Below are 22,433 nucleotides of genomic sequence, written 5' to 3'. Positions count from 1 at the left end.
GGAACGCCATTGTGAGCGCTCGTCGAGTCGTTGTGGATCACGCCGAACCATTGCCCTCACACCGCAATCGCTTCGGCGAGCGCCGACTCGGCGACTCGCGGCTTGAGTGCGTTGGCCGGCGCGACATCGACAGCAACACCGAGAATTTTCTCGGCGGCGATGGACATTCCCGCGAGGTCGAATATTCCCACGTGCTCGTCGAGATCGACCAGGAGGTCGACGTCGCTGTCCGGTCCGTCCTCACCGCGCGCGGCACTGCCGAAGAGGCGGAGGTTGCGCCCGCCGCGTTCGGCGAATGCCGCGATGAGCTCATCGCGATGCTCGTGCACGATCTCTGCCAGGGGGCGACGCCGCGATGCCGCGGTCCCGGCGCCCAGCGAGATCTCGAGCTTCCATCCTGCCGCCTCGACGAGCTTCGTCAGCATGGTGAGCGACGGATCCCGATGGCCCGATTCGTAGGCGCTGATCACGCTCTGCGTCACGCCGGCGAACTGTGCGAGTTCGGTCTGCGTGAGGCCGGAGCGCTGCCGTGCCGCACGCAGGACCTCGGCGGCTCGCGCCGGAATCCGGACGTCGTCCCGCCGGTCGGCGTCGTGGACAGTGTCGCCGCCTGTGTCGACGTCTCGCTCGGGATCACCGCTCGTGGCTCGATGATTCACACTTCCCGGGTTGGCAGGTGAATGAGGCACGACGGCACGATATCGCGTATTGTCGATGACACGCAAGAGCCCGAACGTATGACGTTCCACGACGCGCGCCGGGCAGCCCGATGCGCCACCCCATACGGTGAGCCTCATGCGCTTCGCCTACGTGGATGTGTTCGCTCCTCGCCCGCTCACCGGTAATCCGGTCGTCGTGGTGCAGGGCGCCGACGGCCGACCGGATTCAGTGCTGCAGTCCCTCGCCCGCGAGTTCAACCAGTCGGAGACGGCGTTCGTGCTGCGAACGGACCCCGCGCGAGACGGATCGGCGGACTGGCGGCTGCGCTCCTTCACGCCGACGGGAGCAGAGGTGTTCGGTGCAGGGCACAACGCGCTCGGCGCCGTGGCGTGGCTGGCGGCATCCGGACACCTCGACGGCGAGCGGACCACCTTCTCGCAGGCGATCGGCGAGGAGAACTACGCCGTGACGGTGTCCGGAGTCAGGCCGGATGCCGCGCACGTCGCCATCCGCCAGTCACCTCCGCAGCGTCTCGCGACCTTCGACGACCGTGAGCCGCTCGCGCGCGCCCTGGGCATCACGCCGGATGCGGTACTCGTCGAGCTCGTGCCCGAGGTCGTCTCCACGGGCGCCGCACACCTCCTCGTCCCGCTCCGGAGCCGCGCCGATGTCGACGCGGCACGGCCCGACCCTGGCGCGCTGTCGGCGCTGCTGTCCTCCATCGGGGCGGAGGGATGCGCGGTGTTCAGCCTGGACGCCGTGGAGCCGGAGGCCGATGCCCACGTGCGCTTCTTCAACCCGACGATGGGCATCGCGGAAGACCCGGCGACCGGGACGGCTGCCGGTCCGCTCGCGGTCAAACTGCTTCGCGACGAGCTCGTCCCTCCGATCCCGACCGTGGTGGTCGCCCAAGGACACGCGGTCGGACGACCCAGCCTGCTGTCCGTCGATGTGGACGGCGACGCCGTGACGCTGCACGGCGACGGGATCGTGGTCGCAGAGGGCGACCTCCGCGTCTGACCTGACCGCCTCTGACCTGGCCGGTGTACGGCCTCGTGCGGCTACGCGATGGGACCGAGCAGTTCCTGCGTCGCCCGCCCCAGACGGTCCACCGCTCCGCGCAGCGTCGCCACGTCGTCGATGTCCAGGCGCAGCGAGGACCCGGCCGGCACCACGAGCTCGTGATATCCCGCATCGGCGTGGTGCGCGCGCGAGTCGCGCCCGAAGCGTGACGACACGGCGGCACCCGGCGCAGCCGTGATCACCGTCGTTCCTGTTCCGTCGTGGTCGGGGACGAACGCGTACGGATGCCCGCACCTCGCCGCCTCCACCGCCAGGCCCAGGGCAGCGTCGAGGTCGTCGGGCAGAAGCGCCGGCAGGTCGCCGACCAGCACTGCCGCGAACGTCCCGGGGTGCGCTGCGCGCGCCGCAGCGACGCCTGCTGCCACTGCCGCGTTCAGGCCCATCGCCGGATCAGGCACGACCGCGTCGACGAGTGCGCCCAGCGTGTCGGACAGTCCGGGTTCGCCCGACACGACGATCACGGATTCCACCGACCGCGACCCCCGAACGGCGTGCAGTGTGTCGGTCAGGAACGCTGCGGACAACAGGCGGCGATCGACGCCGGGTTCGGCGGCGAACCGCGACTTGGCGCCGACGCCGCCCTTGAACGGCACGATGACCGTCCAGCGCGGCTCGTCGCCGCGCGCGAGTGCCAGACCGGCCGCGAACCCCTGTCGGTATCCCTCGGCGAGCGCCTCGTCCGTTCCGAGGCGGAACATGTCGCCGGGACCGGTGCGGGCGAGGGAGCGTCCCGTGATGAAGAGCTCCGGTCCTTCATCGGCCGGAGTGCCGTTGACGAAGCGCGCCGCGCCGCGCACGACCGCGACAGGGCATCCGCTCGCCTTGCCCTTGACGAGGTCGCCGAGGCCGGCGAGCTCGTCGCCGACGGCCGGCTGAGTGACGGCGAGGGGCCGCCCTGCTGCATCCGTCTGTCCTCGCAGGTCGTCGACCACGCGCACGCCGGCGGCACCGATCGCGATGTCGGTCTGTCCGATACGCCACGCGCGTCCCAGGGTGTCGCTGACGATCACGCCCAGGTCGAGGCCGAAGCGCTCGACGAGGGCCTCACGGAAGGCGCGCGCCGACGCATCCGGATCCGCGGGGAGCAGCAGCACGCTGCCCTCCGCGACGTTGCTGGCGTCCACTCCGGCGGCGGCACCGACCACTCCTTGGCGGTTCTCGACGATGCGCGTGAGCCCGCCGTCGTAGGCGCGGGTCGCGACGACGCGGACCGTCTCATCCGTGATCGCCTGCTCGCGGTCGTCCGCGGCGATCGCGCGTCCCTCGGCCTTCGACACGATCTTGCTCGTGACGACGAGGATGTCGCCCGCCTGGAGCGCCCGCTCCGGGTGAGCCGCGGCATCCGCTTCGAGTGCGTCGCCGATGAGCGCTGCGAGATCGTCGCCCGCGACGACCTCCGGAACGCCTGGCACGGCCCAGGCAGCGACGGAGCCTGCCTCGCGGGCCGACTCGAGGTCGACGCTCGGGCCGCCCTCCGTCATCGGTGAAGTGCGGGCAGCACGTCGCGCCCGAAGACCTCGATCCACTCCCGCTGGTTGCGGCCGACGTTGTGCAGGTAGACCCGGTCGAAACCGAGATCGACGTACTTCTGGATGGCGGCACGGTGCACGTCCGGATCGCTGGAGATGACCATGCGACCCTCGAAATCCTCCGGGCGAACCAGCTTGGCGATCTGTTCGAACTCGAACGGCGAGCGGATGTCGGCCTTCGGGAACTTCATGCCGCCGTTCGGCCACTCGCGCACCGCATTCGCGAGCGCCTCCTCGTCGGTGGGCGCCCAGCTCATGTGCAGCTGCAGAACGCGAGGCGCGTCATCCGGATCCTTGCCTGCATCGCGCTGCCCCTCGTCGAACTTGGCGAACAGCCCGCTGATCTTCTCCAGCGGCGCACCGACCGTGATCAGACCGTCGACGCTCTGACCGGCGCGCTTGGCGGTGACGGGACCCGCCGTCGCGATGAGGATCTCGGGTGCCTGCTCCGGCATGGTCCAGAGCCGGGTCGACTCGAGCTTGAAGAACTGTCCGGAGTGCTTCGTGTCTCGTCCGGCGAGCGAGGCGGAGAACAGCTTCTTGATGATGTCGATCGCCTCGAACATGCGATTGATGCGCTCGGGCGCCTCTGGCCAGTAGCCGCCGACGATGTGCTCGTTGAGGGCCTCGCCCGATCCCAGTCCCAGCCAGGTCCGGCCCGGATACATGGCCGCCAGTGTGGCCGCAGCCTGAGCGACGATCGCCGGGTGGAACCGGAAGCTGGGCGTCGTCACGCCGGGTCCGAGGTCTCCTTTGGTGCGCTCGCCGAGCGCGGTGAGCACATTCCAGACGAAGGATGCCTGTCCCTGCGTCGGCACCCACGGCTGGAAGTGGTCGGCGGCCATCACCCCCGAGAAGCCGTGCTGTTCGGCGTGCGCGCTCAGTTCGACGACCTCCATCGGGGCGAACTGCTCGAGCATCGCGGCGTATCCGACCTGGAGTTCACGCGTAGCCATGGATCCCATTCTGCCGATCACGCCGCGACCTCGCGGAACCGAGTCGTGCGCGAAACCGGCGCGAAGGACCATCCGATTACCAGCCTTCTGCCGGTTTGATGGTGCCTCCAACGGATAGTCTCAGTTCAGCGATCGGCGATTTGCCCTTGGCGTCCAACCAGCCGCAGGGCTGCCCATCGAACGGCATACTCTCATCGCCTCCTCAACAGCGACGGCGCTCGTGGAGAATCGGCTCGGCCCGCTCAGGGCGACGAGCCGAAAGAACGCCAACGGCGTCAATCCCACCGCGTCCTACACTCAGATCTCGCGCGCCGTGAAGGCGAAGGGCCTCCTCGGCCGTACCCGCACCTTCTACCTGCTGGTCACGACGGGCCTCGTACTCGCCACTGCTGGTGTCCTCACGGGCATGATCCTTCTCGGGCACAGCTGGTTCCAGCTCATCCTCGCGGGCGTCCTCGGCCTGATCCTCACGCAGTTCGCCTTCCTCGCCCATGAGGCGGCGCACCGGCAGATCCTGGCCTCGGGCCCGGCCAACGACCGGCTCGGGCGTTTCCTCGGAGCCTTCGTCATCGGCATGAGCTACGCGTGGTGGATGAACAAGCACTCGCGACACCACGCCAATCCGAACCAGGTGGGGAAAGATCCGGACATCGCCGTCGACACGATCTCCTTCCTCGAGGAAGACGCCGCCAAGCAGACCGGGGTCATGGCCTGGATCACCCGCCGCCAGGGCTACCTGTTCTTCCCTCTGCTCTCGCTGGAGGGCATCAATCTGCATTTCACGTCGATCCGGCTGCTCTTCGGCCGCGGCGAGGTGAAGCGCCGCAAGACCGAGATCGCGCTGATCGCGATCCGTTTCGCCCTCTATCTCGGAGCGTTGTTCATCTTCTTGCCGCCGGGGATCGCCGCCGCGTTCGTCGGGGTACAGCTCGCCGTGTTCGGCATCTACATGGGCGCGTCCTTCGCGCCCAACCACAAGGGCATGCCCATCGTGCCGCGCGACACCAAGCTGGACTTCTTTTCCAAGCAGGTGCTGACATCCCGCAACATCACGGGCGGATGGTGGGCGACGGCCCTCTTCGGCGGATTGAACTATCAGGTCGAGCACCACCTGTTCCCGAGCATGGCACGCCCGCATCTGGCCAAGGCGCGGATCATCGTGCGCGACCACTGTCTCGAGAACGGCGTCCCGTACACGGAGACCACCCTCGCGCAGTCGTACGCCATCGTCGTCGGCTATCTGAACCGGGTGGGCCTTCAGGCGAGAGATCCGTTCGCCTGTCCCCTCGTCGCCCAGTACCGGTAGGTCTGAGCGGCGGTCGCACGGCAGGGGCAGGCCCGCTAACGTGCCGCGTATGGACATCGGCTTCCACATCGCGAACTTCACCTGGGACGTTCCGGACGACCTTCTCGCAGCCACGTTGGCTCGCGCGGCGACCGAGGCAGAGGCATCCGGCATCACGCGCATCACCGTGATGGACCACTTCTGGCAGATCGGCAACATCGGAACCCCCGAGAAGCCGATGCTGGAGGGCTACACAGCCCTCGGATTCCTGGCGGCGCGCACGACGAAGGTTCTCCTGCACACGCTCGTGACGGGCGTCATCTACCGCGAGCCCGGCATCCTCGCCAAGCAGATCTCCACCCTCGACGTGCTCTCCGGCGGTCGGGCCGGACTCGGCATCGGAGCCGGTTGGAACGAGGAGGAGTCGAAGGGGCTGGGCATCCCGTTCCCGCCAACGAAAGAGCGGTTCGAGCGTCTGGAGGAGACGCTCCAGATCTGCCTGCAGATGTGGAGTGATGACGAAGGCCCCTACGACGGAACGCACTACCACCTCGGCCGCACCCTCAACTCGCCGCAGCCGCTGACGAAGCCGCGTCCGTACCTGATGATCGGCGGTGTCGGCGAGCAGAAGACGCTGCGCTACGTCGCCCGGTACGCGGATGCCTGCAACATCTTCGGCTCCCCCGATGCGGCTCACAAGCTCGATGTGCTGCGGCACTGGTGCGACATCGAGGGCCGCGACTACGACACCGTCGAGAAGACAACGACGACAGCGATCACGCCGGACACCGACTTCGACGAGTTCGTCGGCCGTCTGGATGCGCTGCGCGAGCTGGGATTCACCGCCGCCTACGTGTCGGCGCGCACGCCGGATCCGCTCCACGCCGTGGAGTTCTTGGGACGAGTCGCAGAAAGGGTCGCAAGCCATGCCGCTGGCAGGTGAATGGGAGCCGGGCACCTCCGGCTGGGCACGCAAGCAGGTCGAGGAGTTCGAGGCTTCCGACGGCCGCGAGGCCAACACGCTGCGCGGTGTGCCGATCGTGGTCGTCACCATGGTGGGCGCCAAGAGCGGCAAGCTCCGCAAGAATCCGGTGATGCGGGTCGAGCACGACGGTGAATACGCGGTGGTGGCGTCCAAGGGTGGCGCCGAGCAGCATCCGACGTGGTTCCACAACATCGTGAAGAACCCGAACGTCGAGCTGCAGGACGGCACGGAACGCCACGACTACCTCGCGCATCTGGCCGAGGGCGCCGAACGGGATGCCTGGTGGGAGCGGGCGGTGGCCGTCTGGCCGGATTACGCCGAGTATCAGAAGAAGACGGACCGGATCATCCCCGTCTTCGTGCTCGTCCCTGTTGAGGTGTGACCTCGCAAGCGCCGGCCGCCATCAGCGCAGACCGGCAGCCCCCGCCACGATCGCCGCGCGCACCCGATCGAGCGCTGCGCTGCGCAGGTTCCACTGCTGCCAGTACAGGGTGACATTGACGCCACGGCGGTCGAGCACGGTGATGCTCTCGCCCGCGTCATCCAGCTGCCAGGTGGGCACCATTCCCCAGCCGAACCCGAGGCGAAGGGCTGCGACGAAGTCCGCGGATGCCGGCACCTGACAGCGCGGCGGGGTTGCGTCCGTCACGCCTCTGCCGGCCAGGTACCTGCGCTGCAGTTCGTCCTCCCGGTCGAAGTCCACCAGCGGAGCGGATGCCAGTGCCGCCCGCGTCACCCCGTGCGGGAACCACGTCGAGACGAACTCCGGGGACGCGCACGGAAGGTAGCGCGCGACGCAGAGCTGCTCGACCGTGCAGCCTTGCACCGGCGTCGACTCCGAGGTGATGGCCGCCATCACCGTGCCGTCGCGCAGGTAGCCGGCGGTGTGCTCCTGATCCGCCCGATGGAACTCGAAGCTCACGTCGCGCAGACCGGCGAGAGCGGGCAGCACCCAGGTGGCGAGGGAATCCGCGTTGACCGCGAGCGGGACGAGCGGACGCACGGTAGCAGCATCCGCGGCCCCGCCGGCGACCTCGGCCGCGAGCTCTGCGGTGAGGGCGTCGATCTGGCGGGCGATCCGGAGCACCGCGGCGCCGCCATCCGTCACCGCCACCGGCTTGGACCGCACCAGCAGCACCCGTCCGACGGATGCCTCCAGCGCGCGGATGCGCTGGCTCACGGCCGACGGCGTGATGTGCAGGGCGCGCGCGGCGGCATCCAGCGTGCCGTGGGTCACGGCGGCGTCGAGAGCACGGAGTTGCGCGAGATCGATCTCCATCGGAAGCGATGCTACTGCACCTGTAGAAACTGAAGCTGTGCTTCAGAGTGCGATCCCCATAGTCTCGTGCGGTGCCCCTGCTGTCCTTCCCCACCCTGGCCGCCGCTGAGGCCTTCAGCGGCCTCGGCGGCTCGGTGTCCGGTCGGCTGACCACCCACGTCGTCGCTCAGGTCGCGACCCAGGCCGCGCCGGCGGCGACGGTGCTCGCCGGTTTCGGGTTCAGCATGTCGCTCATCGTGGCGATCGGCGCGCAGAACGCGTTCGTGCTGCGGCAGGGGCTGCGCAGGGAGCACGTGCTGCCGATCGTGATCGTGTGCGCGGGAACGGATGCGCTGCTCATCACCGCAGGCATCGCGGGTGTGGGCGCGATCATCCTGGCGACCCCGTGGGTGCTCGTCGCGGTGCGCTGGATCGGCGTCGCGTTCCTCGTGCTCTACGGTGCTCTGGCGGCGAGGCGGGCGATCCGTCCTGGCGAGCTCGATCCGGCATCCGGATCCGGTCCCGTCGGGCTGTGGCCGACCATCGCCGCCTGCCTCGCCTTCACCTGGCTCAATCCGCACGTCTACCTGGACACGGTCGTGCTGATGGGGACGGTCGGCAACGGGTACGGAGTTGGCCGCTGGTGGTTCGCGCTCGGCGCCGCGTTCGCCAGCGCCGTCTGGTTCACGGCTCTCGGATTCGGCGCGCGAGCCCTGCGCCCGGTGTTCCGCTCGCCCGTGGCATGGCGGGTGCTCGACGTGCTCATCGCGCTCATGATGTTGGCGATCGCCATCACGCTGGCCGTGGAGGCGATCACGGAGCATTAGGCATGTCCGACATGCCTAATGCTCCGCGTTGCCGGCTCGCCCCCTTTGCGCCGGCCCGCCCCTCTTCATCCGACTGCACATGGGCGAGGCGCGCGAAGGGGGCGAGCGGTGAAGACGGGCGGGCGATTCGGCGATCAGTCGGCGAGTGCGACCGCTTCCCGCACACCGCGGTGGAGCGCCTCGTGATCGTCGGCGGAGAGGTCCTCGTCGCCTCCGAAGAGGTACGGACGGCCCTCGCCCTTCTCGATGAAGTCCTTGAGGCTGCCGTTCACGAACATGCTCCACGCGTTCGAGCACGCTCCGTAGCATTCGACGTCAGGCGACAGACCCTCATGCGTGAACGTCACGAGCGTTCCGTGCTCGGACTCCGCGATCTCGAAGCGCACGGTGCTGCCGTTCCACTCCTGCTTGTCGTCGATGAAGTCGAGGTAGCTGCCCGTGACGAGCCAGGCGACTCGTCTGTCGGGCACGAGGTCGGTGATCCGGAATCCGCTGTAGTGCAGTCCGGGGACCACGTAGACGAATTCGTCCCCCACCGCCGTCGTCGACCCGGTGATGCGACCCCACCACCCCGAGACGTCGTTGATCCGCTCGAATGCCTCGTGCGGCGTGGCATCCACGGTGATGGTCGTCGTGTAGTCCGTGCTCATGGCCGGTCCTTTCGTCGAGTACGTGTCGGGAGCCCACGGCATGCGTCCGCCAGAATTCGCGTCGCGGATGCCTGTGCTTGCGTGATGCAAGTGACACTAGTCAGTCAACTTGCGTGACGCAAGTGTTAGCGTCGAGCCATGTTGGGAAAGAACTACGACTCCCAGGTGTGCTCGATCGCGCGATCTCTCGAGGTGGTCGGCGAACGGTGGAGCCTGCTCATCATCCGGGACGCCCTGTTCGCCGGGGTGAGACGATTCGGGGACTTCCAGCACAACCTCGGGATCGCCACCAACGTGCTCGCCTCCCGCCTCGACGCCTTCGTCGCGAGCGGCGTCATGCGGCGGCATGCCGCCTCGGACTACGTGCTCACCGAGAAGGGTCGCGCACTCGCTGTCGCACTCATCGCCCTCACCGAGTGGGGCGACGAGTGGGCTTCGCCGATCGAGCCGCCCATCCTCTACCAGCACTCCGGATGCGGGGACGCCGTCCATGCCGTTGCGGTGTGCGAGACCCACGGTGCGGTCGACGCGGACGACGTCTCCGTGCGGATCGGCCCCGGCATGCCCGCCGAGTACCTCGCCGGCCGTCGCGGAGGGGCCAGGGCGCGGTAACGTCGGCGTCCGTCGCCGTCGGATCCGCTACGGCTTCGCGCCGTTCGCGAACGAACCGTGCAACGTGATGTCGCGGAACTCGGTCGTCTTGATGACCGCCTTCACGGCGGCGAGGGTGGCGTCGTCGTTCGGGCTCACGTCGATGGTCAGAGACCCGTAGTCGATGCGGCCCGTGTAAGGGATGCTCACGGACAGCGACTGCACGCCCGGGGTCGCCGCGAGCACGAAGAGTCCTTCGGCGACTCCGATCGAGTTGTCCTGGTCGACGTTGCCGTCGAACGTGCCGGTCCAGCTCTGGCGCGTGGCGATCCGATCGCTCGTGGCCGGCGTGTCGATCGCGAGGTCGACACCGGTCCAGCCGACATCGCGGGCGAGCGTCCTGGTGACGGCGGCGGTCTGCCGTGCCGTGGCATCCGCCGTCATCGCGACCGCGAACGAGGCGTGGAACGAATGCCGCTCTACCGGCGTCGGTCGTGACCCGTTGGTTCCGCCGGTCATGCCGGTCGACCGGAAGAGCGCGACATGCTTCGTCGCGGACGCGACGGTCGGTAGAGCGCGGATGTCTGCCAGCGCACCGGCGAGCTCGCGCGCGATCGTCGGATCGAGCGTCGGCGTGGGCGTGGGCGTGGGCGTGGGCGACGCTGACGATCCGAGATCCGCACCCACCGGAACGTCCATGCGCGCGGCGCAGCCGGTGAGAGACCCGGCCAGCACGATGACCGTCGCGACGACCAACCCTTTCGCACGCATGCGCGTCATCCTACGGATTCGGCCGCGCGCTTCTCGCTCGCGGCGCTTCTCGCTCGCGCTGCTTCCCGCCTCAGTCCTCCGCGATGCCGATCCTCGCGTGCAGCCGCTTCGCCCAGCGCGGCGCCCACCACATGATGCGTTCCTGCCACGTCATGAACGCCGGCACGAGCAGGCAGCGCACGAGGGTGGCATCGATGAGCACCGCGAAGGCGAGCGCCACCCCGAGCTGCTTGATGATGAGCAGGTCACCCGTGGCGAATCCGGCGAACACGACGATGATGATGAGCGCGGCCGAGGTGATGATCCGACCGGAGCGCTGCAGGCCGAGCGCTATCGCCTCGCGACCGGGTGTGCCGGAATCCACACGCTCCTTGATGCGACTCAGGATGAACATCTCGTAGTCCATCGCCAGTCCGAAGCCGAACGCGAGGGCCAGCACCAGCACGATCACGTCCACGCCGTACACGTGGTCCGCATCGAAGCCGAGGATGCCGGCGAACGCCCCGTCCTGGAATCCGCAGACCAGCAGGCCGAGGGATGCGCCGAGCGAGAGAGCGCTCGCCACCAGCGCCTTCAGCGGCACGACGAGCGATCCCGTCATGAGGAACAGCAGCACGATCGTGCCCGCCGCCACGATGAAGATGGCCACGGGCGCGCCCCGCGCGAGCGAGTCGGCGAGGTCGACGGTTCCCGCGTCGATGCCGGTCACCCAGTGCCGGAAGGCCGGTGGATCCGTGCGGATCTCCCGCACGACGCCCACGCCGTCCCGCGGATCCAGCGACACGCGTGCCGTCCACGCGTCGCCGGAACGCCGCGGATCCTGCACCGACGTGACGTGGTCGAGCTTCCGCACGTCGCCCGACCAGGCAGCCAGGTCGGCGCGCGTGGTGGTGACAAGCTGCACCCGCGCAGGGGCGGCATCCGGGAACTGATCGGTGAGAGTCGTCTCGAACGTGTACTCGCTGGACGCGCGCGGCACGGCGTCGATGCTCGTGTTCGCCAGCGTGAGCGTGGCGACCGGGCTGCCGAGAAGCAGCAGCACGACGACGCAGGCGAGCGTCACCCACGCCGGGTGTCGCTGCACACGCCGCGTCAGCCGCGAGAAGAAGCCCTCGTCCGGCGCGACGTCGCCGAATCGCGTGATGTATCGGCCCAGCAACGGAAGCCGGGTGAGCGCGCCGGGCTTCAGCAGCTTGCGTCCGGTCAGCCCGATGATCGCGGGGATGAGCGTCGTGGCCGAGAGCATGGCGACCACCGTGACCGCGATCGCAGCGATGCCCACCGCGCGCACGAAGGCCGGCTCGAAGACCAGCAGCCCGAGGCTGGCGATGGCGAACGTCGTTCCGGAGAACAGCACGGTGCGTCCCGCACGATCGAGGGCGACCGCCACCGCTGCGAGCCGGACCTGGCGCTCGAGCTCCCGCGTACCCTCCGGCGTCTGCGCCATGTGCGCACTGCCGCGCCCGCTCGGCTGGCGCGGTAGTGCGCACATGGCGCTGTTGGCGGCGACGGATGCCCGGTACTCCTCGCGAAAGCGGCTCACGACGAGCAGGCCGTAGTCGATCGAGAGGCCGAGACCGACGGCGGTGACGACGTTGATGACCGTGTTGGCGATGTCGGTCCAGTAGGTGAACGCCAGCAGCACGCCGAGAGAGGTCACGATGGATGCGCCGGCGCCGATCAGCGGCAGGCCCGCCGCGATGAATCCGCCGAACACGACGAGCACCACGATCAGTGCGATGGGCAGCGCCACCGTCTCGCCGCGCCTCAGGTCGTTCTCCGAGATCGCCTGCAGGGAGTCAGTGAGCAGTTTCGTGCTGCCGACCTCCGCCGTCGCGCCCGGATGGGCCGCGCGCAGGTCGGAGGCTGCGGCATCCATCAGGCGTTGCACACGATCGACGGTGGCCTGCGACGCGGAGTGACCCCGGGCACCGGTCACAGTTGCCGTGATCAGGACCCCGCTGCCGTCCGCGGCCACGAGCGATGCGACCTGCGGATTGTGGACGCCACCCGGAACAGCGAGCGGATCGACCACCGTCGTGTGCGGCAACGTGAGGAGATCCTGGGCGAGCTGCGTGGTGCGGGCAGCCAGCTCCCGGTCGCCCGGATCCACACCATAGATGAGCAGCGTGGTCGTGGATCCGGATGCCGCGGCCAGCCGATCGGATCCCTGCGAGCTCTCGCGGTGCACCTGAGGGATCGATCCGGCGAGGCGGTCGAAGAGGTTCTGCCCGCCGATCCCGCCGAGCGCCGTCGCCGCCGCGGTGCCCACGACGATGAGCCAGACCACGAGCGTGGTCCACGGATGCCGCGCCGCGGCCGCACCCATCCTCCCGATCGGTCCGATGCGCCGTCCACCCGCTGGCCGCGTCACTGCGCCTCCATGAACGGAGCTCCCCCGAGAACTGCCTCCCACGAGACGTGCCTCCCACGACTGTGCCGGTGCGGCTGGTACTCACGCAACCGGTACCGACGCGACTGTGCCTCGCCGCGCGAGACGGCGGCGAGGCACAGTCTAGGTCGGAGACGTCGCCGGTTGAGCGTGTCCAACCCGCCGGTTGAGCGTGTCCAAACCAGGACCCGGGAGGAACCGGTTTCGACACGCTCAACCAGCGGTAGGCGAGCCCTACCTCGTCACTCTCAGCGTCACCGTCTTCGCGGTCACGGAGCCCTGCGAGTTGGTGAAGACCGCCCGGAACTTCGCACCGTTGAGGCCAGGAGTCGCCTTCACGGTGAGCGTCGTGGAGCGGGCACATCCGACCGTGATCCACTTCCGGCCGTTCGTCAGGCGCTGCCACCTGACGGTCGGGTCAGGGCTTCCGATCGCTGCCGCGCTGAAGGCGACGTTCGCGTTCTTGTGCGCGACGACGTCGACGGGCTGCAGCGTCACGACCGGCGCCATCTTCGCCGGCCCGCCGAGCTCGGCGACGCCCCAGCGGGAGGTGGTCTCGTAGGCCGTTCCCGTCTGCTCCGCCCATCCGACGTTCGCCGTGCGGGCACCGTTCGTGCCGTCGTTGACCTCGTAGTCCACGCCCTCGAACCTGCCGACTCCGGTGGAGTCCTTCAGGTCGATCCGCGCCTCCACGATGTAACCCGTTGCGGTGAGCGAGGTCGCGCTCGTCAGCCGAGCCTGCTGGGCACTCTCGGCGTCGCCCGCACCGAACGAGACGGCGTTGTCGACGCTGATGCGCATCTGCGCGTCATCCGCACGGTACGAGCCGTTCTTGGCGTTGCCCAGGTCGGTGAAGATCTCCACCGAGTCCTGCTCGTAGGCGTTCGGGGATGACGCGTCGATCGTCGGATCCGTGACGTCGGCCAGCACATAGAGGTAGCCGTCCTTCCACAGCTGGTAGACCCTGGCCGTGGCGCCGTCGGCGGATCCGGAGATCAGCTTGCTCGTCGTCACGCTCGACGCCTCCGCCCACACCGGATCCTTCGTCCCATCGACGATGGGTGCAACGGACGCCTCGGGAATCGTCGTGAACGACAGCGGCTCCACGAGCTGCAGCGTGCCGAGCGACCCGGGCGTGTTCCAGTCCTCCACCGTGGATCCGTTCGTGACTGTCACGTCGAACGATGGCGTGCTCGTCGCGGTGAGCCCTGCGATCGGCAGGTTCACCACCGCACTCCAGCCGCTGGCGGTGGACGACACCTTCGCCGTGACTCCCGTTCCGGTCACCTTGCCATTGCGGCTCACCGTGGCCGTCTGCGTTCCGTCGCCCCAGGCGAAGCTCGCCTGATCGGTCGCGTCCTTCGACGAATCAGTGACCGACACGTACGCGGTGAGGTGATCGGATGCCCAGCGCAGCTGGAATCCGGCATCCCCGGCCTCGCCGATGGGCACCAGGGGCAGCTTCTGCCACTCGAGCGCGCCCGTCGGACGGCTGCTCGAGGCATCCACGTCGTCAGCACTCTGCTGGAACACGATGTCCCTCAGCTGCTTCGCGGGCAGCGTCTGGTCGGTCACGCCGTAGTACGCGGGCTTGGCCTGCAGATCGTCGTCGAACAGCAGCGGCGCACCGGAGCCGGCGCGCCAGCTCTGGCCGTCGGTGAGGCCCCACACGGTCGCGGAGAAGATGCTCGCTCCCGACGACGCCTCGCTGCGCAGCATGTCGAAGATGCCCTTGTAGTAGTACCCCTGGTCGATCTCGTTGGCCGTGGTCACCGGGGTGCCGGTCGGCACGTCGAGCTCGGTCACGGCCTGGTAGAGGGCGTGACCGTCTGCCGTCTGGATGCCGTTGAACGCGTCGATCGCGTCCTTCAGGCTCGACAGCGGTGTCGACATGGTGACGTGGAACTGGTGTCCGATGCCGTCGACAGGCACGCCTGCCGCGATCAGGTTCTTCACGAGCTCGAGAACGCGAGCGCGCTTGCCGGCCTGCTCCGTGTTGTAGTCGTTGTAGAACAGGGCGATCGGATGCGCCGCCGAGTCCGCGGCGAACCCGCCCTTGGCGGCCGGCTGGTTGAAGTACCTGTTCGCGTCGTTGAACGCGTCGGCGATGTACTCCGATCCGAGCACCTGGTACCAGCGGCTCTGGCGCAGATCGTCCGGATCTCCCGCGTTGTCGGAGACGGCCTCGTTCACCACGTCGAACGACACGAGCGGATTGGTCGAGCTGCCGAATGCGCCGAACGTGCTGGAGAGGTACTGCGCGACATCCTTGATGTGGGTGTCGAGTCGCGCGCGCAGGATCGCCTGGTCGGCCGTGCTGTCGGTGAGCGGCGTGCTGTCGGTCGGCGACACGTCGAAGAACCAGTCCGGCGTCTGCTGGTACCAGACCAGGTTGTGGCCGTAGACCCGCAGATTGTTCTGCTGGGCGAAGGTCATCAGCGCGTCGGCGTCGGCGTTCGTGGTCACGAAGTCGCCGTTCGCGTCGTACCACGACTCGGGCTTCATCGAGTTCTCGGGGGTCACCTGGTCGAAGTGCTTGACCAGCAGCTGCCCTGGCGTTCCGGTGATCTCCGGGTCGCTCACGGCGGCGCCGACCGGGAACGGCAGCGTGTCCTTGATCGGCGTGATGTCCTGCACGGTCAGGGCGCTGGGCACGGTGACCGACAGATCGTCGAAGTACAGGTCGGACGTGTTGCCGACGAGGTCGCTGCTGGAGTACGTCGTCTCGAGATACAACAGCGCGGAGTCGCTCTGCGCCGGCATCGTGAACTTCTGGTCGACCTTCACCCAGTCCGTGTTCGACATGGACGTGAACTGTCCGAGGGTCGAGTACGTCGTGGACGTGCCGACCGTGTTCGCCAAGCTCAGCCAGACGTTGTCCGTCGGCTGTCCGTCCCCGAACTTCACCTCGCCGGTGAACTCGTAGGTCTGACCGGGCTGCAGCAGACACGTGATGTCGTGCGCGACGCCCTGGCCCTGGTCCTGCCGAGCGGATGCCTCCAGAGCGCCCGCGCTTCCGTCGGCGCCTCCTAAGACGATGCCGACCGTGGCGGAACCGTTGCCGTCCGCCCTGGCGGTCCAGCCGTCCTGATCCGTGCCGTCGAAGTTCGAGCTGATGACCGTGTCACCGGTCGGGTACGTGCATGTGGATCCGGATCCGCCGTCCGCCGGCGGCCCCGTGATCGTGATGTCGTCGATGAGCACGTCGGGATATGTCGATCCGCCGGTGTCGAGGTACACCTTGCCGGATGCGCTGCCGAGGCTGATCGGCAGCGTGTAGCTGCCGGTGATCGTCGTCCATGAGTCGGCGCTCAGCGCGCCGTCTCCGGAGATCCATGAGTACGTGCCGTCGTCGACGGTGAAGTGCACGCCACCGGCGGGCTGCGACGCGTCGGCGAGCCGAGCCTGGAACGAGTAGGTGTAGGCGACGCCCGGCTGCACCAGCGAGGGCAGTGTGGTGAGCTGAATGCCGTCGTAGGCCTGCGTGCGACCGGAGATCTTCAGCGACTCCCCCGTGCCGTCCGGGCTGGCGACCACCGCGAGCGTGGCGCCGCCGTCCTGCGTCCACGGCGCGTAGCTGCCGTCGTCGAAGTTCGTCGACAGCACTGTCGTGTCGTCGGCGGCGTTGGCGGGTGACGCCTCACCGCTTCCGACGATCGACGCGGTCAGCAGTGCCAGTGCCGTCCCGCCGACCGCCATCATGCCGGCGACTCCGCGTCGGCTCCTGTTCAGTCTCATGTCGCTCCTTCGCGCACGATCGGACCGCGCCGCAGCGTTCGAGTGTCGGGCTGGAACAGCGGCGCGAGGGCGATCTTAGGGACGCGAAAGGGCCCCCGTACAGGGGAAATGACGAATTTGTCGATTAATCGACCAAAATAACCACGGACGGCGTCGAAGCGCCGTCCCGGTCAGTGTCCGACCGTGAAACGACGGTTCTCGTGCGCCGGCGTGGCGATCTCGTCCACGAACGCCAGGGCGAAGTCCGGGCCCGAGATCTCGGATGATCCGTCGGACTTCGTCACCAGCAGGTGGCCGCCGACACGGTAGGCGCCGGTCTCCTCCCCTGGTGCATAGCTGCCGTACAACGCGGCAGGGCTCACGTAGAACCAGCGCAGCGCGGAGGCGCCGGCACCGTGGTTCTGCTCCAGCCATTCCAGGATGGTCGCGTGCGTCGTCGCCTCCGGCTTCCAAGCCTCCTCGAACTCCGCGGTGTCGAAGAGTCGGGGGCCGCCGTCGGACACGTACGAGCTGCCGGCACCACCGACAACGCCGAGACGCGCGCCCGCGGCGACAGCGGCATCCACGATCCCGGGAAGTGCCGGCCCGAGTACGCTCGTTCCGTCGTCGGTGACCGCGTGCACGGCGAGCACGAGGGCGTCCGCGTCGGCCGCGAAACGCTCGACCGTTGCCGCATCGGCATAGGATCCCGTGACGTACTCGACGCCGTCGATCGGCTCCGTCGGCTCGCTGCGGGACAGCGAACTCACCTGCCAGCCGCGCTTCAGCGCCTGAAGTGCGATGTTGCCGCCGGTGTATCCGGTGCCTCCGATGATGGCGATCTTCATGTCGTTTGGGCTCCTGGTTCGCTGGTTGGGTGGTTCCGTCTGGGTGACGCCGTGCGAGAGAACCGCCAGTGCCCTCCGAGAATTCCCGACGCCCGCGTGACCGTCGACCCGGAGCGCCCGAACCCTACGAACGGGGTGTGCCGCCCGCCACCGTCACCAGCACCGCACCGGACGCTCCGGTCCAGTCGCCGACCAGCGCGGGGGCGCCGGCCGCATCATCCGCATTCGACGACGCGACCCGGCGCCGCACCGCCACCTCGAGCCCCCGCCAACGCGACACCGTCGTCGTCGTATCCGACGTGAGCCGCGCATCCGCGACGGGTTCCTGCTCTCCGGTCAGCGCTTCCGGCAGAGCGTCGCCCGGATGTCCGCTGCCGCGCACGTGCGCGTCGCCGGGCTTCGTCACGCGTGCGCCGTCCTCCTCGTAGTGCTGCTCCACCTCCGTGCCGCCCGTCACCGCGACGTGAACGACCTCGGCGAGGTACACCGGATCCGCGGGGCCGTCGTACACCCATCGCGTGCCGAGCACGCTGTGCTCCGTGGTGCCGATGAGCGAGCCGTCTGCGCCGTCGAGCCGGTCGTTCCGGTAGGTCAGAGGCACCTGGAGCACGTGTTCGCCTGCCCCGACCAGCAGCGTCTCGACACCGACCTCGCCGGCCGGATCGTCGAAGCGGAACGAGGCGATCCTGCTGATCGCCGTCGGATCGGCGTCGGCGGGCCAGAACGGCTGCGACGGCAGCCATGCGGCGATCAGATCGAGCTTGGACGGAACGAGCTGGGCGTGATGGAGGAGAGCCATGCGCTTACCCTGACACACCGCCCCCCTGACACACTGCTCCGTCGCACACCGCGTCTGTGGGAGGACATCCCTGGTCGATCTCCGGGCACGACCGTACGCTGGGGGCATGACCGCGACGTGGGATCCGGACGAGTTGCAGACCATCGCCGACGAGGACGAAGTGGTGCTGGCATCCCGTCGCTCCGACGGATCGCTGGGCGTCGTCACGACGATCTGGATCGTGCGCGTGGGCGACGAGGCGTTCGTGCGGTCCGCGTTCGGGCCGGGCAATCTCTGGTACGCACGGGCGAAGAAGGCGGGTGCCGGCCATGTCGCGATCGGCGGCGTCTCCCGCGATGTGATCTTCGAAGACGCCTCGGTCGGATCGGATCGTCCCGGCGACGCCGCCGCGATCGACCGCGCGTATCACGCCAAGTACGACGCGAACTACCCGCAGGAGTACATCGAGCCTGTCTCCGATGCCGCCTCGCACGCCACGACGCTGCGGCTGATCCCGGCGTGAGTGATGCCGGCGTGACGCGTGCCGAGTCCGGCCCCGCCTCCATGCACGACGGGCAGCTGCACGTCGACGTGCCGACGGTCAGGGGCCTGATCGCCCGGCAGTTCCCGCAGTGGGCGAACGAGCCCGTGCGTTTCGCCCCTGGCTCCGGCACGGTCAACGCGATCTTCCGCCTCGGCGATGCCTTGGCCGTTCGCCTTCCGCTTGTCGTGGACGATGCGGATGCGGCGCTCGCCGCCCTGCGACGCGAAGCGGATGCCGCGCGCGAGTTCGCAGCATCCACCGACGTCCCCGCACCGACCGTGGTCGCCATCGGCGAACCGGATGCCGGCTACCCGGGACCGTGGAGCGTCTCCACCTGGGTCGACGGTGACATCGCGACAGCCTCGAGCGTCTCGGACTCCGCGGCCTGTGCGAACGACATCGCCGAGCTGATCCTTGATCTCCGGTCCGTGCCCACTCGCGGCCGTACGTTCGGCGGGGTCGGACGCGGCGGCGACCTCGCCGGCCAGGACGGATGGCTGGAGACGTGCTTCGCCAACAGCGGCGACCTGATCGACGTTCCGGCGCTTCGCACCGCGTGGGCCGCGCTCCGCACGCTGCCGCGACGCTCGGCCGACGTCATGTCCCACACCGACCTGATCCCGGCGAACCTGCTGATCCGCGACGGGCGCCTGGCCGGCGTGCTCGATGTCGGCGGCTTCCAGCCCGCGGACCCGGCGCTCGACCTCGTCGTGGCGTGGCACCTGTTCGACGAGCCCGCACGCGGTGCGTTGCGGCAGCGTGTCGGGCGACGCGGGATGCGGGGAGCGGCGAGCGACGGCATCCGCCTCTCCGATGACGACGAGCGCATCGAGTGGGCGCGCGGCGCCGCGTGGGCTTTCGCCCAGGCGATGGGCCTGGTGTGGTACTACCGGGAGAGCAACCCGGTGATGAGCGCGCTGGGCAGCAGCACGCTCAGGCGGATCATGGCATCCGACGTGCTCGACGCGCTCTGAGACGTGCTGCCGGATGTCGCCGTGGACGGGCACGGCGTCGCGACGATCGAACGGAGTCGACGATGGAGTTGAGCGACAAGCAGCGCACGTTCCTGGAGAGCCACCACGCCGCGGCGATGATTACCATCGCCAGAGACGGCACGCCGAAGGCGGTTCGTGTCGGCGTCGCTCTGGTGGACGGCCGACTGTGGAGCAGCGGCACCCAGGAGCGCGTGCGCACCCGGCGACTGCGACGCGACCCGCGCTGCACGCTTTTCGTGTTCGATCAGGCGTACTCGTTCCTCACGATCGAAAGCACCGTCACCCTGCTCGAGGGAGCGGATGCCCCGCGCGAGAACCTGCGCCTGTTCCGCACCATGGAGCACCGGCCCGCCGGCCCGCTGAACTGGTACGGCGAGGAGCTCGACGAGGATGCCTTTCTCACGCGCATGACCGACGAGCACCGGCTCATCTACGAGTTCGAGCCGACGAACGTGTACGGTCCGGCGTGAGCATTCCGAGTCGGGTCGCGGCCCGAGCCCTCCCTGCTCCGCCGGTCGGCCGCGCTGCGCTCAGTCACGCGCCGGCGTGCCGGCGATCTCGAGGAACTCGGCGATCGCGTCGGCCGCGCTGAACTGGTGCGAGGTGCGTCCCATCAGGATCGGCGCCCTGGCGTGCCCCGGCACGGTGTGGCCGCCGCCGTGGACGGTGATCAGTCGCACCGGCTCGTGGCCGTCCTGCGCCCAGTCCGTGACGGTGACCGTGGTCTTGTCACGATCGGTGGCGGGCAGATCGCGAACGATCGGATCGGCGATGATCCCGTTCTGCATCGCGGAGTGCTCGGCGCTCTGCACGGCAGACAGCCCCAGTCCCCGCGGCTTCAGACCCCAGAGGCTGGCGACGCCGCCTTCGTAGGGCACGAGCGGGTCGGACGTGCCGTTGATGTAGAGCATCCGCAACGGACCCGGTCGTGCGTCGGCGAGCAGGAAGTTCTCCGGCGCCGGCACCGTTGCGCCGATCGTCGCGGCACCGGCGAAGCGCTCAGGGATCTCGTGGGCGAGACGGATCACGAGCGCGCCGCCGTTGGAGAACCCGACGGCGAAGACCCGGTCGGCATCCGCGCCAAGGCGGCCCACCGCCCAGTCGACGGCCGCGAGCACGAACGCGACGTCGTCGTATCCCTCGAGACGGGTGGCGAAGTCGATCGAGACGCGGGCGTCGTTCCAATGCTTCTGGTGGCCGTCCAGATAGAGGAGAACAGCCTTGTCACGCACCGCGAAACGGTCAAACTCGCCGCCGGCGAAGCGGCGCAGGCCCTCTCCCGTCTGGTTCGATCCGTGCAGCGCCACCACGATCGGAGCGCCCGGACGGATGTCGGCGGCACGCACAACGAGCATCCGCCGGGGACGCCCACCCACCTGCAGCTCGACGCGCGCCTCGACCAGCTGCGCGGCATCCGCTTCCGTCGTCATGGCCCTCCTCGTCCGAGCCACCACGCTAGACGGTATGCCCGACGTGCAACGGCGTCGGGCGCGCTGCACCGTTGAGGGTCGCGCCGCGTGCCGTCGCTGCCCCGGGATGACGTGCTACCGTCGCCGATGATCGTGATTCTTCTGTAGGAGGTGAGACCCATGAACGCTGCATCTGTCCTGGGTGCTCCCCTGCGGTTCACGGTCCGCGGCTAGTCAGAGGTCGTCGGGAGCGCCGCCTTCGGCACTCACGAAAGGCCACGCCGATGAACTCTTCCACCCGAACCGCGCTGCGGTTCACCTCCGAGACGATCGCCGACGGCGTCGTCGATCGTTCCTTCACCCTCGACGACATCCCCGGCGCGCTCTGGTCGCCCGTCGACGCGCCGCCCGGCGGGCCGCTCCTGCTCATGGGCCACGGCGGAGGGCTGCACATGCGGCATCCCGCGCTCGTCGCCCGCGCCAGGGCAGCCGTCCTGCGCGACGGCTTCACGGTGGCCGCGATCGATGCTCCGGGCCACGGCGACCGTCCACGTTCGGCCGACGACCAGAGCTGGGTCGACGACATGCTGCGCGCCAGGGATGCCGGCGTGCCGATCGCCGGCATCGTCTCCGCATTCAACGGCTCGCTCGCCGAGCGCGCCGTGCCGGAGTGGCAGGCGACGATCGACGCCCTGCTCGCACTGCCCGAGATCGGGACGGATGCGCCCATCGGCTACCAGGGGATGACCCTGGCGACCGAGATCGGCATCCGGCTCATCGTCGCTGATGCGCGGATCACCGCCGCGATCCTGGGCGGCGCCTTCCCGTCGGATGTGCTGCTCGCCGCGGCCCGCCGGGTGCGGATCCCCGTGGAGATCCTGCTGCCGTGGGACGACCCGGAGCTCGGACGCGAGACGGGGCTGGCGCTCTTCGACGCGATCGCATCCGACGACAAGACGCTGCACGCGTTCCCCGGAAGCCACTTCCGAGTCCCAGAGGAACGGACTGACACCCGCTTCTTCGTCCGGCACCTCCGACACGCGGCCACCGCGGGCAGAGACGCAACGAACGCAGCGGCGCCGAACTGATCGGCGACAGCTGACCGATCGGCGACCACCGCCTGATCGGGGCGTGGGCGGCCGGGCATTCGCTCGG

Annotated in this window: 21 protein-coding genes; 10 read left to right on the top strand and 11 right to left on the bottom strand. The window is 68.8% G+C overall.

The annotated features are described in order from the left end of the window. Positions 1–56 precede the first annotated feature (56 nt). Positions 57–689 carry a helix-turn-helix domain-containing protein gene (locus tag ACX9R5_RS08435; protein WP_459408533.1) on the bottom strand — a complete coding sequence of 211 codons (633 nt, stop codon included), beginning with the start codon at positions 687–689 and terminating at the stop codon, positions 57–59. A gap of 106 nt (positions 690–795) precedes the next feature. Between ACX9R5_RS08435 and ACX9R5_RS08430 the strand changes: the two genes are divergently transcribed. Further along, a complete protein-coding gene (locus ACX9R5_RS08430; RefSeq protein WP_459408532.1) occupies positions 796–1,680 on the top strand; it encodes a PhzF family phenazine biosynthesis protein in 885 nt (294 codons plus the stop codon). 41 nt (positions 1,681–1,721) lie between these two features. Here the strand turns inward: ACX9R5_RS08430 and cofE are convergent, their stop codons facing one another. Both cofE and ACX9R5_RS08420 read right to left on the bottom strand, forming a co-directional pair. Next, complete coding sequence (gene cofE, locus ACX9R5_RS08425) at positions 1,722–3,224, bottom strand: coenzyme F420-0:L-glutamate ligase (protein ID WP_459408531.1); 1,503 nt, start codon at positions 3,222–3,224, stop codon at positions 1,722–1,724. Then, positions 3,221–4,228 (bottom strand): TIGR03557 family F420-dependent LLM class oxidoreductase, encoded by a 1,008-nt coding sequence (locus ACX9R5_RS08420; RefSeq protein ID WP_459408530.1) that lies wholly within the window; start codon positions 4,226–4,228, stop codon positions 3,221–3,223. Before ACX9R5_RS08420 ends, cofE begins: the two co-directional genes overlap by 4 nt. A gap of 220 nt (positions 4,229–4,448) precedes the next feature. Between ACX9R5_RS08420 and ACX9R5_RS08415 the strand changes: the two genes are divergently transcribed. Genes ACX9R5_RS08415 through ACX9R5_RS08405 form a run of 3 tightly spaced genes read left to right on the top strand, consistent with a single transcriptional unit; the run spans position 4,449 to position 6,880 of the window. Continuing rightward, positions 4,449–5,534 (top strand): fatty acid desaturase family protein, encoded by a 1,086-nt coding sequence (locus ACX9R5_RS08415; protein ID WP_459408529.1) that lies wholly within the window; start codon positions 4,449–4,451, stop codon positions 5,532–5,534. Positions 5,535–5,583: 49 nt separating this feature from the next. After that, positions 5,584–6,456, top strand: a complete 873-nt coding sequence (locus ACX9R5_RS08410) for an LLM class F420-dependent oxidoreductase (RefSeq protein WP_459408528.1) — start codon at positions 5,584–5,586, stop codon at positions 6,454–6,456. Beyond that, the gene (locus ACX9R5_RS08405; protein WP_459408527.1) at positions 6,440–6,880 is read left to right on the top strand and encodes a nitroreductase family deazaflavin-dependent oxidoreductase; all 441 of its coding nucleotides are present in this window, start codon (positions 6,440–6,442) and stop codon (positions 6,878–6,880) included. Before ACX9R5_RS08410 ends, ACX9R5_RS08405 begins: the two co-directional genes overlap by 17 nt. Positions 6,881–6,901: 21 nt before the next feature. On the opposite strand, the gene ACX9R5_RS08400 is transcribed toward ACX9R5_RS08405, so the two are convergent. Then, entirely contained in the window at positions 6,902–7,777 is an 876-nt protein-coding gene (locus ACX9R5_RS08400) for a LysR family transcriptional regulator ArgP (protein ID WP_459408526.1), read from the bottom strand. Between the two features lie 224 nt (positions 7,778–8,001). Between ACX9R5_RS08400 and ACX9R5_RS08395 the strand changes: the two genes are divergently transcribed. Next, entirely contained in the window at positions 8,002–8,583 is a 582-nt protein-coding gene (locus tag ACX9R5_RS08395; RefSeq protein WP_459409052.1) for a LysE/ArgO family amino acid transporter, read from the top strand. 134 nt (positions 8,584–8,717) lie between these two features. On the opposite strand, the gene ACX9R5_RS08390 is transcribed toward ACX9R5_RS08395, so the two are convergent. Continuing rightward, the gene (locus ACX9R5_RS08390) at positions 8,718–9,233 is read right to left on the bottom strand and encodes an SRPBCC family protein (RefSeq protein WP_459408525.1); all 516 of its coding nucleotides are present in this window, start codon (positions 9,231–9,233) and stop codon (positions 8,718–8,720) included. A 138-nt stretch (positions 9,234–9,371) separates the two neighbouring features. Between ACX9R5_RS08390 and ACX9R5_RS08385 the strand changes: the two genes are divergently transcribed. Next, complete coding sequence (locus ACX9R5_RS08385) at positions 9,372–9,845, top strand: winged helix-turn-helix transcriptional regulator (protein ID WP_459408524.1); 474 nt, start codon at positions 9,372–9,374, stop codon at positions 9,843–9,845. Positions 9,846–9,872: 27 nt separating this feature from the next. On the opposite strand, the gene ACX9R5_RS08380 is transcribed toward ACX9R5_RS08385, so the two are convergent. The 5 genes from ACX9R5_RS08380 to ACX9R5_RS08360 form a co-directional block, all read right to left on the bottom strand. Further along, the gene (locus tag ACX9R5_RS08380; RefSeq protein ID WP_459408523.1) at positions 9,873–10,595 is read right to left on the bottom strand and encodes a hypothetical protein; all 723 of its coding nucleotides are present in this window, start codon (positions 10,593–10,595) and stop codon (positions 9,873–9,875) included. A 70-nt stretch (positions 10,596–10,665) separates the two neighbouring features. After that, complete coding sequence (locus ACX9R5_RS08375) at positions 10,666–12,969, bottom strand: MMPL family transporter (protein WP_459408522.1); 2,304 nt, start codon at positions 12,967–12,969, stop codon at positions 10,666–10,668. A 252-nt stretch (positions 12,970–13,221) separates the two neighbouring features. Further along, positions 13,222–16,725, bottom strand: coding sequence for an endo-1,4-beta-xylanase (locus ACX9R5_RS08370; protein ID WP_459408521.1), 3,504 nt, complete (start codon positions 16,723–16,725; stop codon positions 13,222–13,224). A 170-nt stretch (positions 16,726–16,895) separates the two neighbouring features. Continuing rightward, positions 16,896–17,552 (bottom strand): NAD(P)-dependent oxidoreductase, encoded by a 657-nt coding sequence (locus ACX9R5_RS08365; RefSeq protein WP_459408520.1) that lies wholly within the window; start codon positions 17,550–17,552, stop codon positions 16,896–16,898. A 124-nt stretch (positions 17,553–17,676) separates the two neighbouring features. Then, the gene (locus tag ACX9R5_RS08360; RefSeq protein WP_459408519.1) at positions 17,677–18,351 is read right to left on the bottom strand and encodes a maltokinase N-terminal cap-like domain-containing protein; all 675 of its coding nucleotides are present in this window, start codon (positions 18,349–18,351) and stop codon (positions 17,677–17,679) included. A 106-nt stretch (positions 18,352–18,457) separates the two neighbouring features. Between ACX9R5_RS08360 and ACX9R5_RS08355 the strand changes: the two genes are divergently transcribed. The 3 genes from ACX9R5_RS08355 to ACX9R5_RS08345 all read left to right on the top strand — a co-directional run bounded on the left by ACX9R5_RS08355 (position 18,458) and on the right by ACX9R5_RS08345 (position 20,339). Next, positions 18,458–18,853 carry a DUF2255 family protein gene (locus tag ACX9R5_RS08355; RefSeq protein WP_459408518.1) on the top strand — a complete coding sequence of 132 codons (396 nt, stop codon included), beginning with the start codon at positions 18,458–18,460 and terminating at the stop codon, positions 18,851–18,853. Next, positions 18,850–19,848 carry a phosphotransferase gene (locus ACX9R5_RS08350; protein ID WP_459408517.1) on the top strand — a complete coding sequence of 333 codons (999 nt, stop codon included), beginning with the start codon at positions 18,850–18,852 and terminating at the stop codon, positions 19,846–19,848. Before ACX9R5_RS08355 ends, ACX9R5_RS08350 begins: the two co-directional genes overlap by 4 nt. Before the next feature lie 62 nt (positions 19,849–19,910). Next, on the top strand, positions 19,911–20,339 hold the full coding sequence (locus tag ACX9R5_RS08345; RefSeq protein ID WP_459408516.1) for a pyridoxamine 5'-phosphate oxidase family protein: 429 nt from the start codon (positions 19,911–19,913) through the stop codon (positions 20,337–20,339). Between the two features lie 60 nt (positions 20,340–20,399). On the opposite strand, the gene ACX9R5_RS08340 is transcribed toward ACX9R5_RS08345, so the two are convergent. Next, positions 20,400–21,299 carry a CE1 family esterase gene (locus ACX9R5_RS08340; protein ID WP_459408515.1) on the bottom strand — a complete coding sequence of 300 codons (900 nt, stop codon included), beginning with the start codon at positions 21,297–21,299 and terminating at the stop codon, positions 20,400–20,402. 263 nt (positions 21,300–21,562) lie between these two features. Here ACX9R5_RS08340 and ACX9R5_RS08335 point away from each other — a divergent pair, with 263 nt between their 5' ends. Beyond that, on the top strand, positions 21,563–22,366 hold the full coding sequence (locus ACX9R5_RS08335) for an alpha/beta fold hydrolase (RefSeq protein ID WP_459408514.1): 804 nt from the start codon (positions 21,563–21,565) through the stop codon (positions 22,364–22,366). Positions 22,367–22,433: the final 67 nt, after the last annotated feature.

The organism is Rathayibacter sp. CAU 1779 (assembly GCF_054551755.1).
This window is presented reverse-complemented; position numbering and strand designations above follow the sequence as displayed.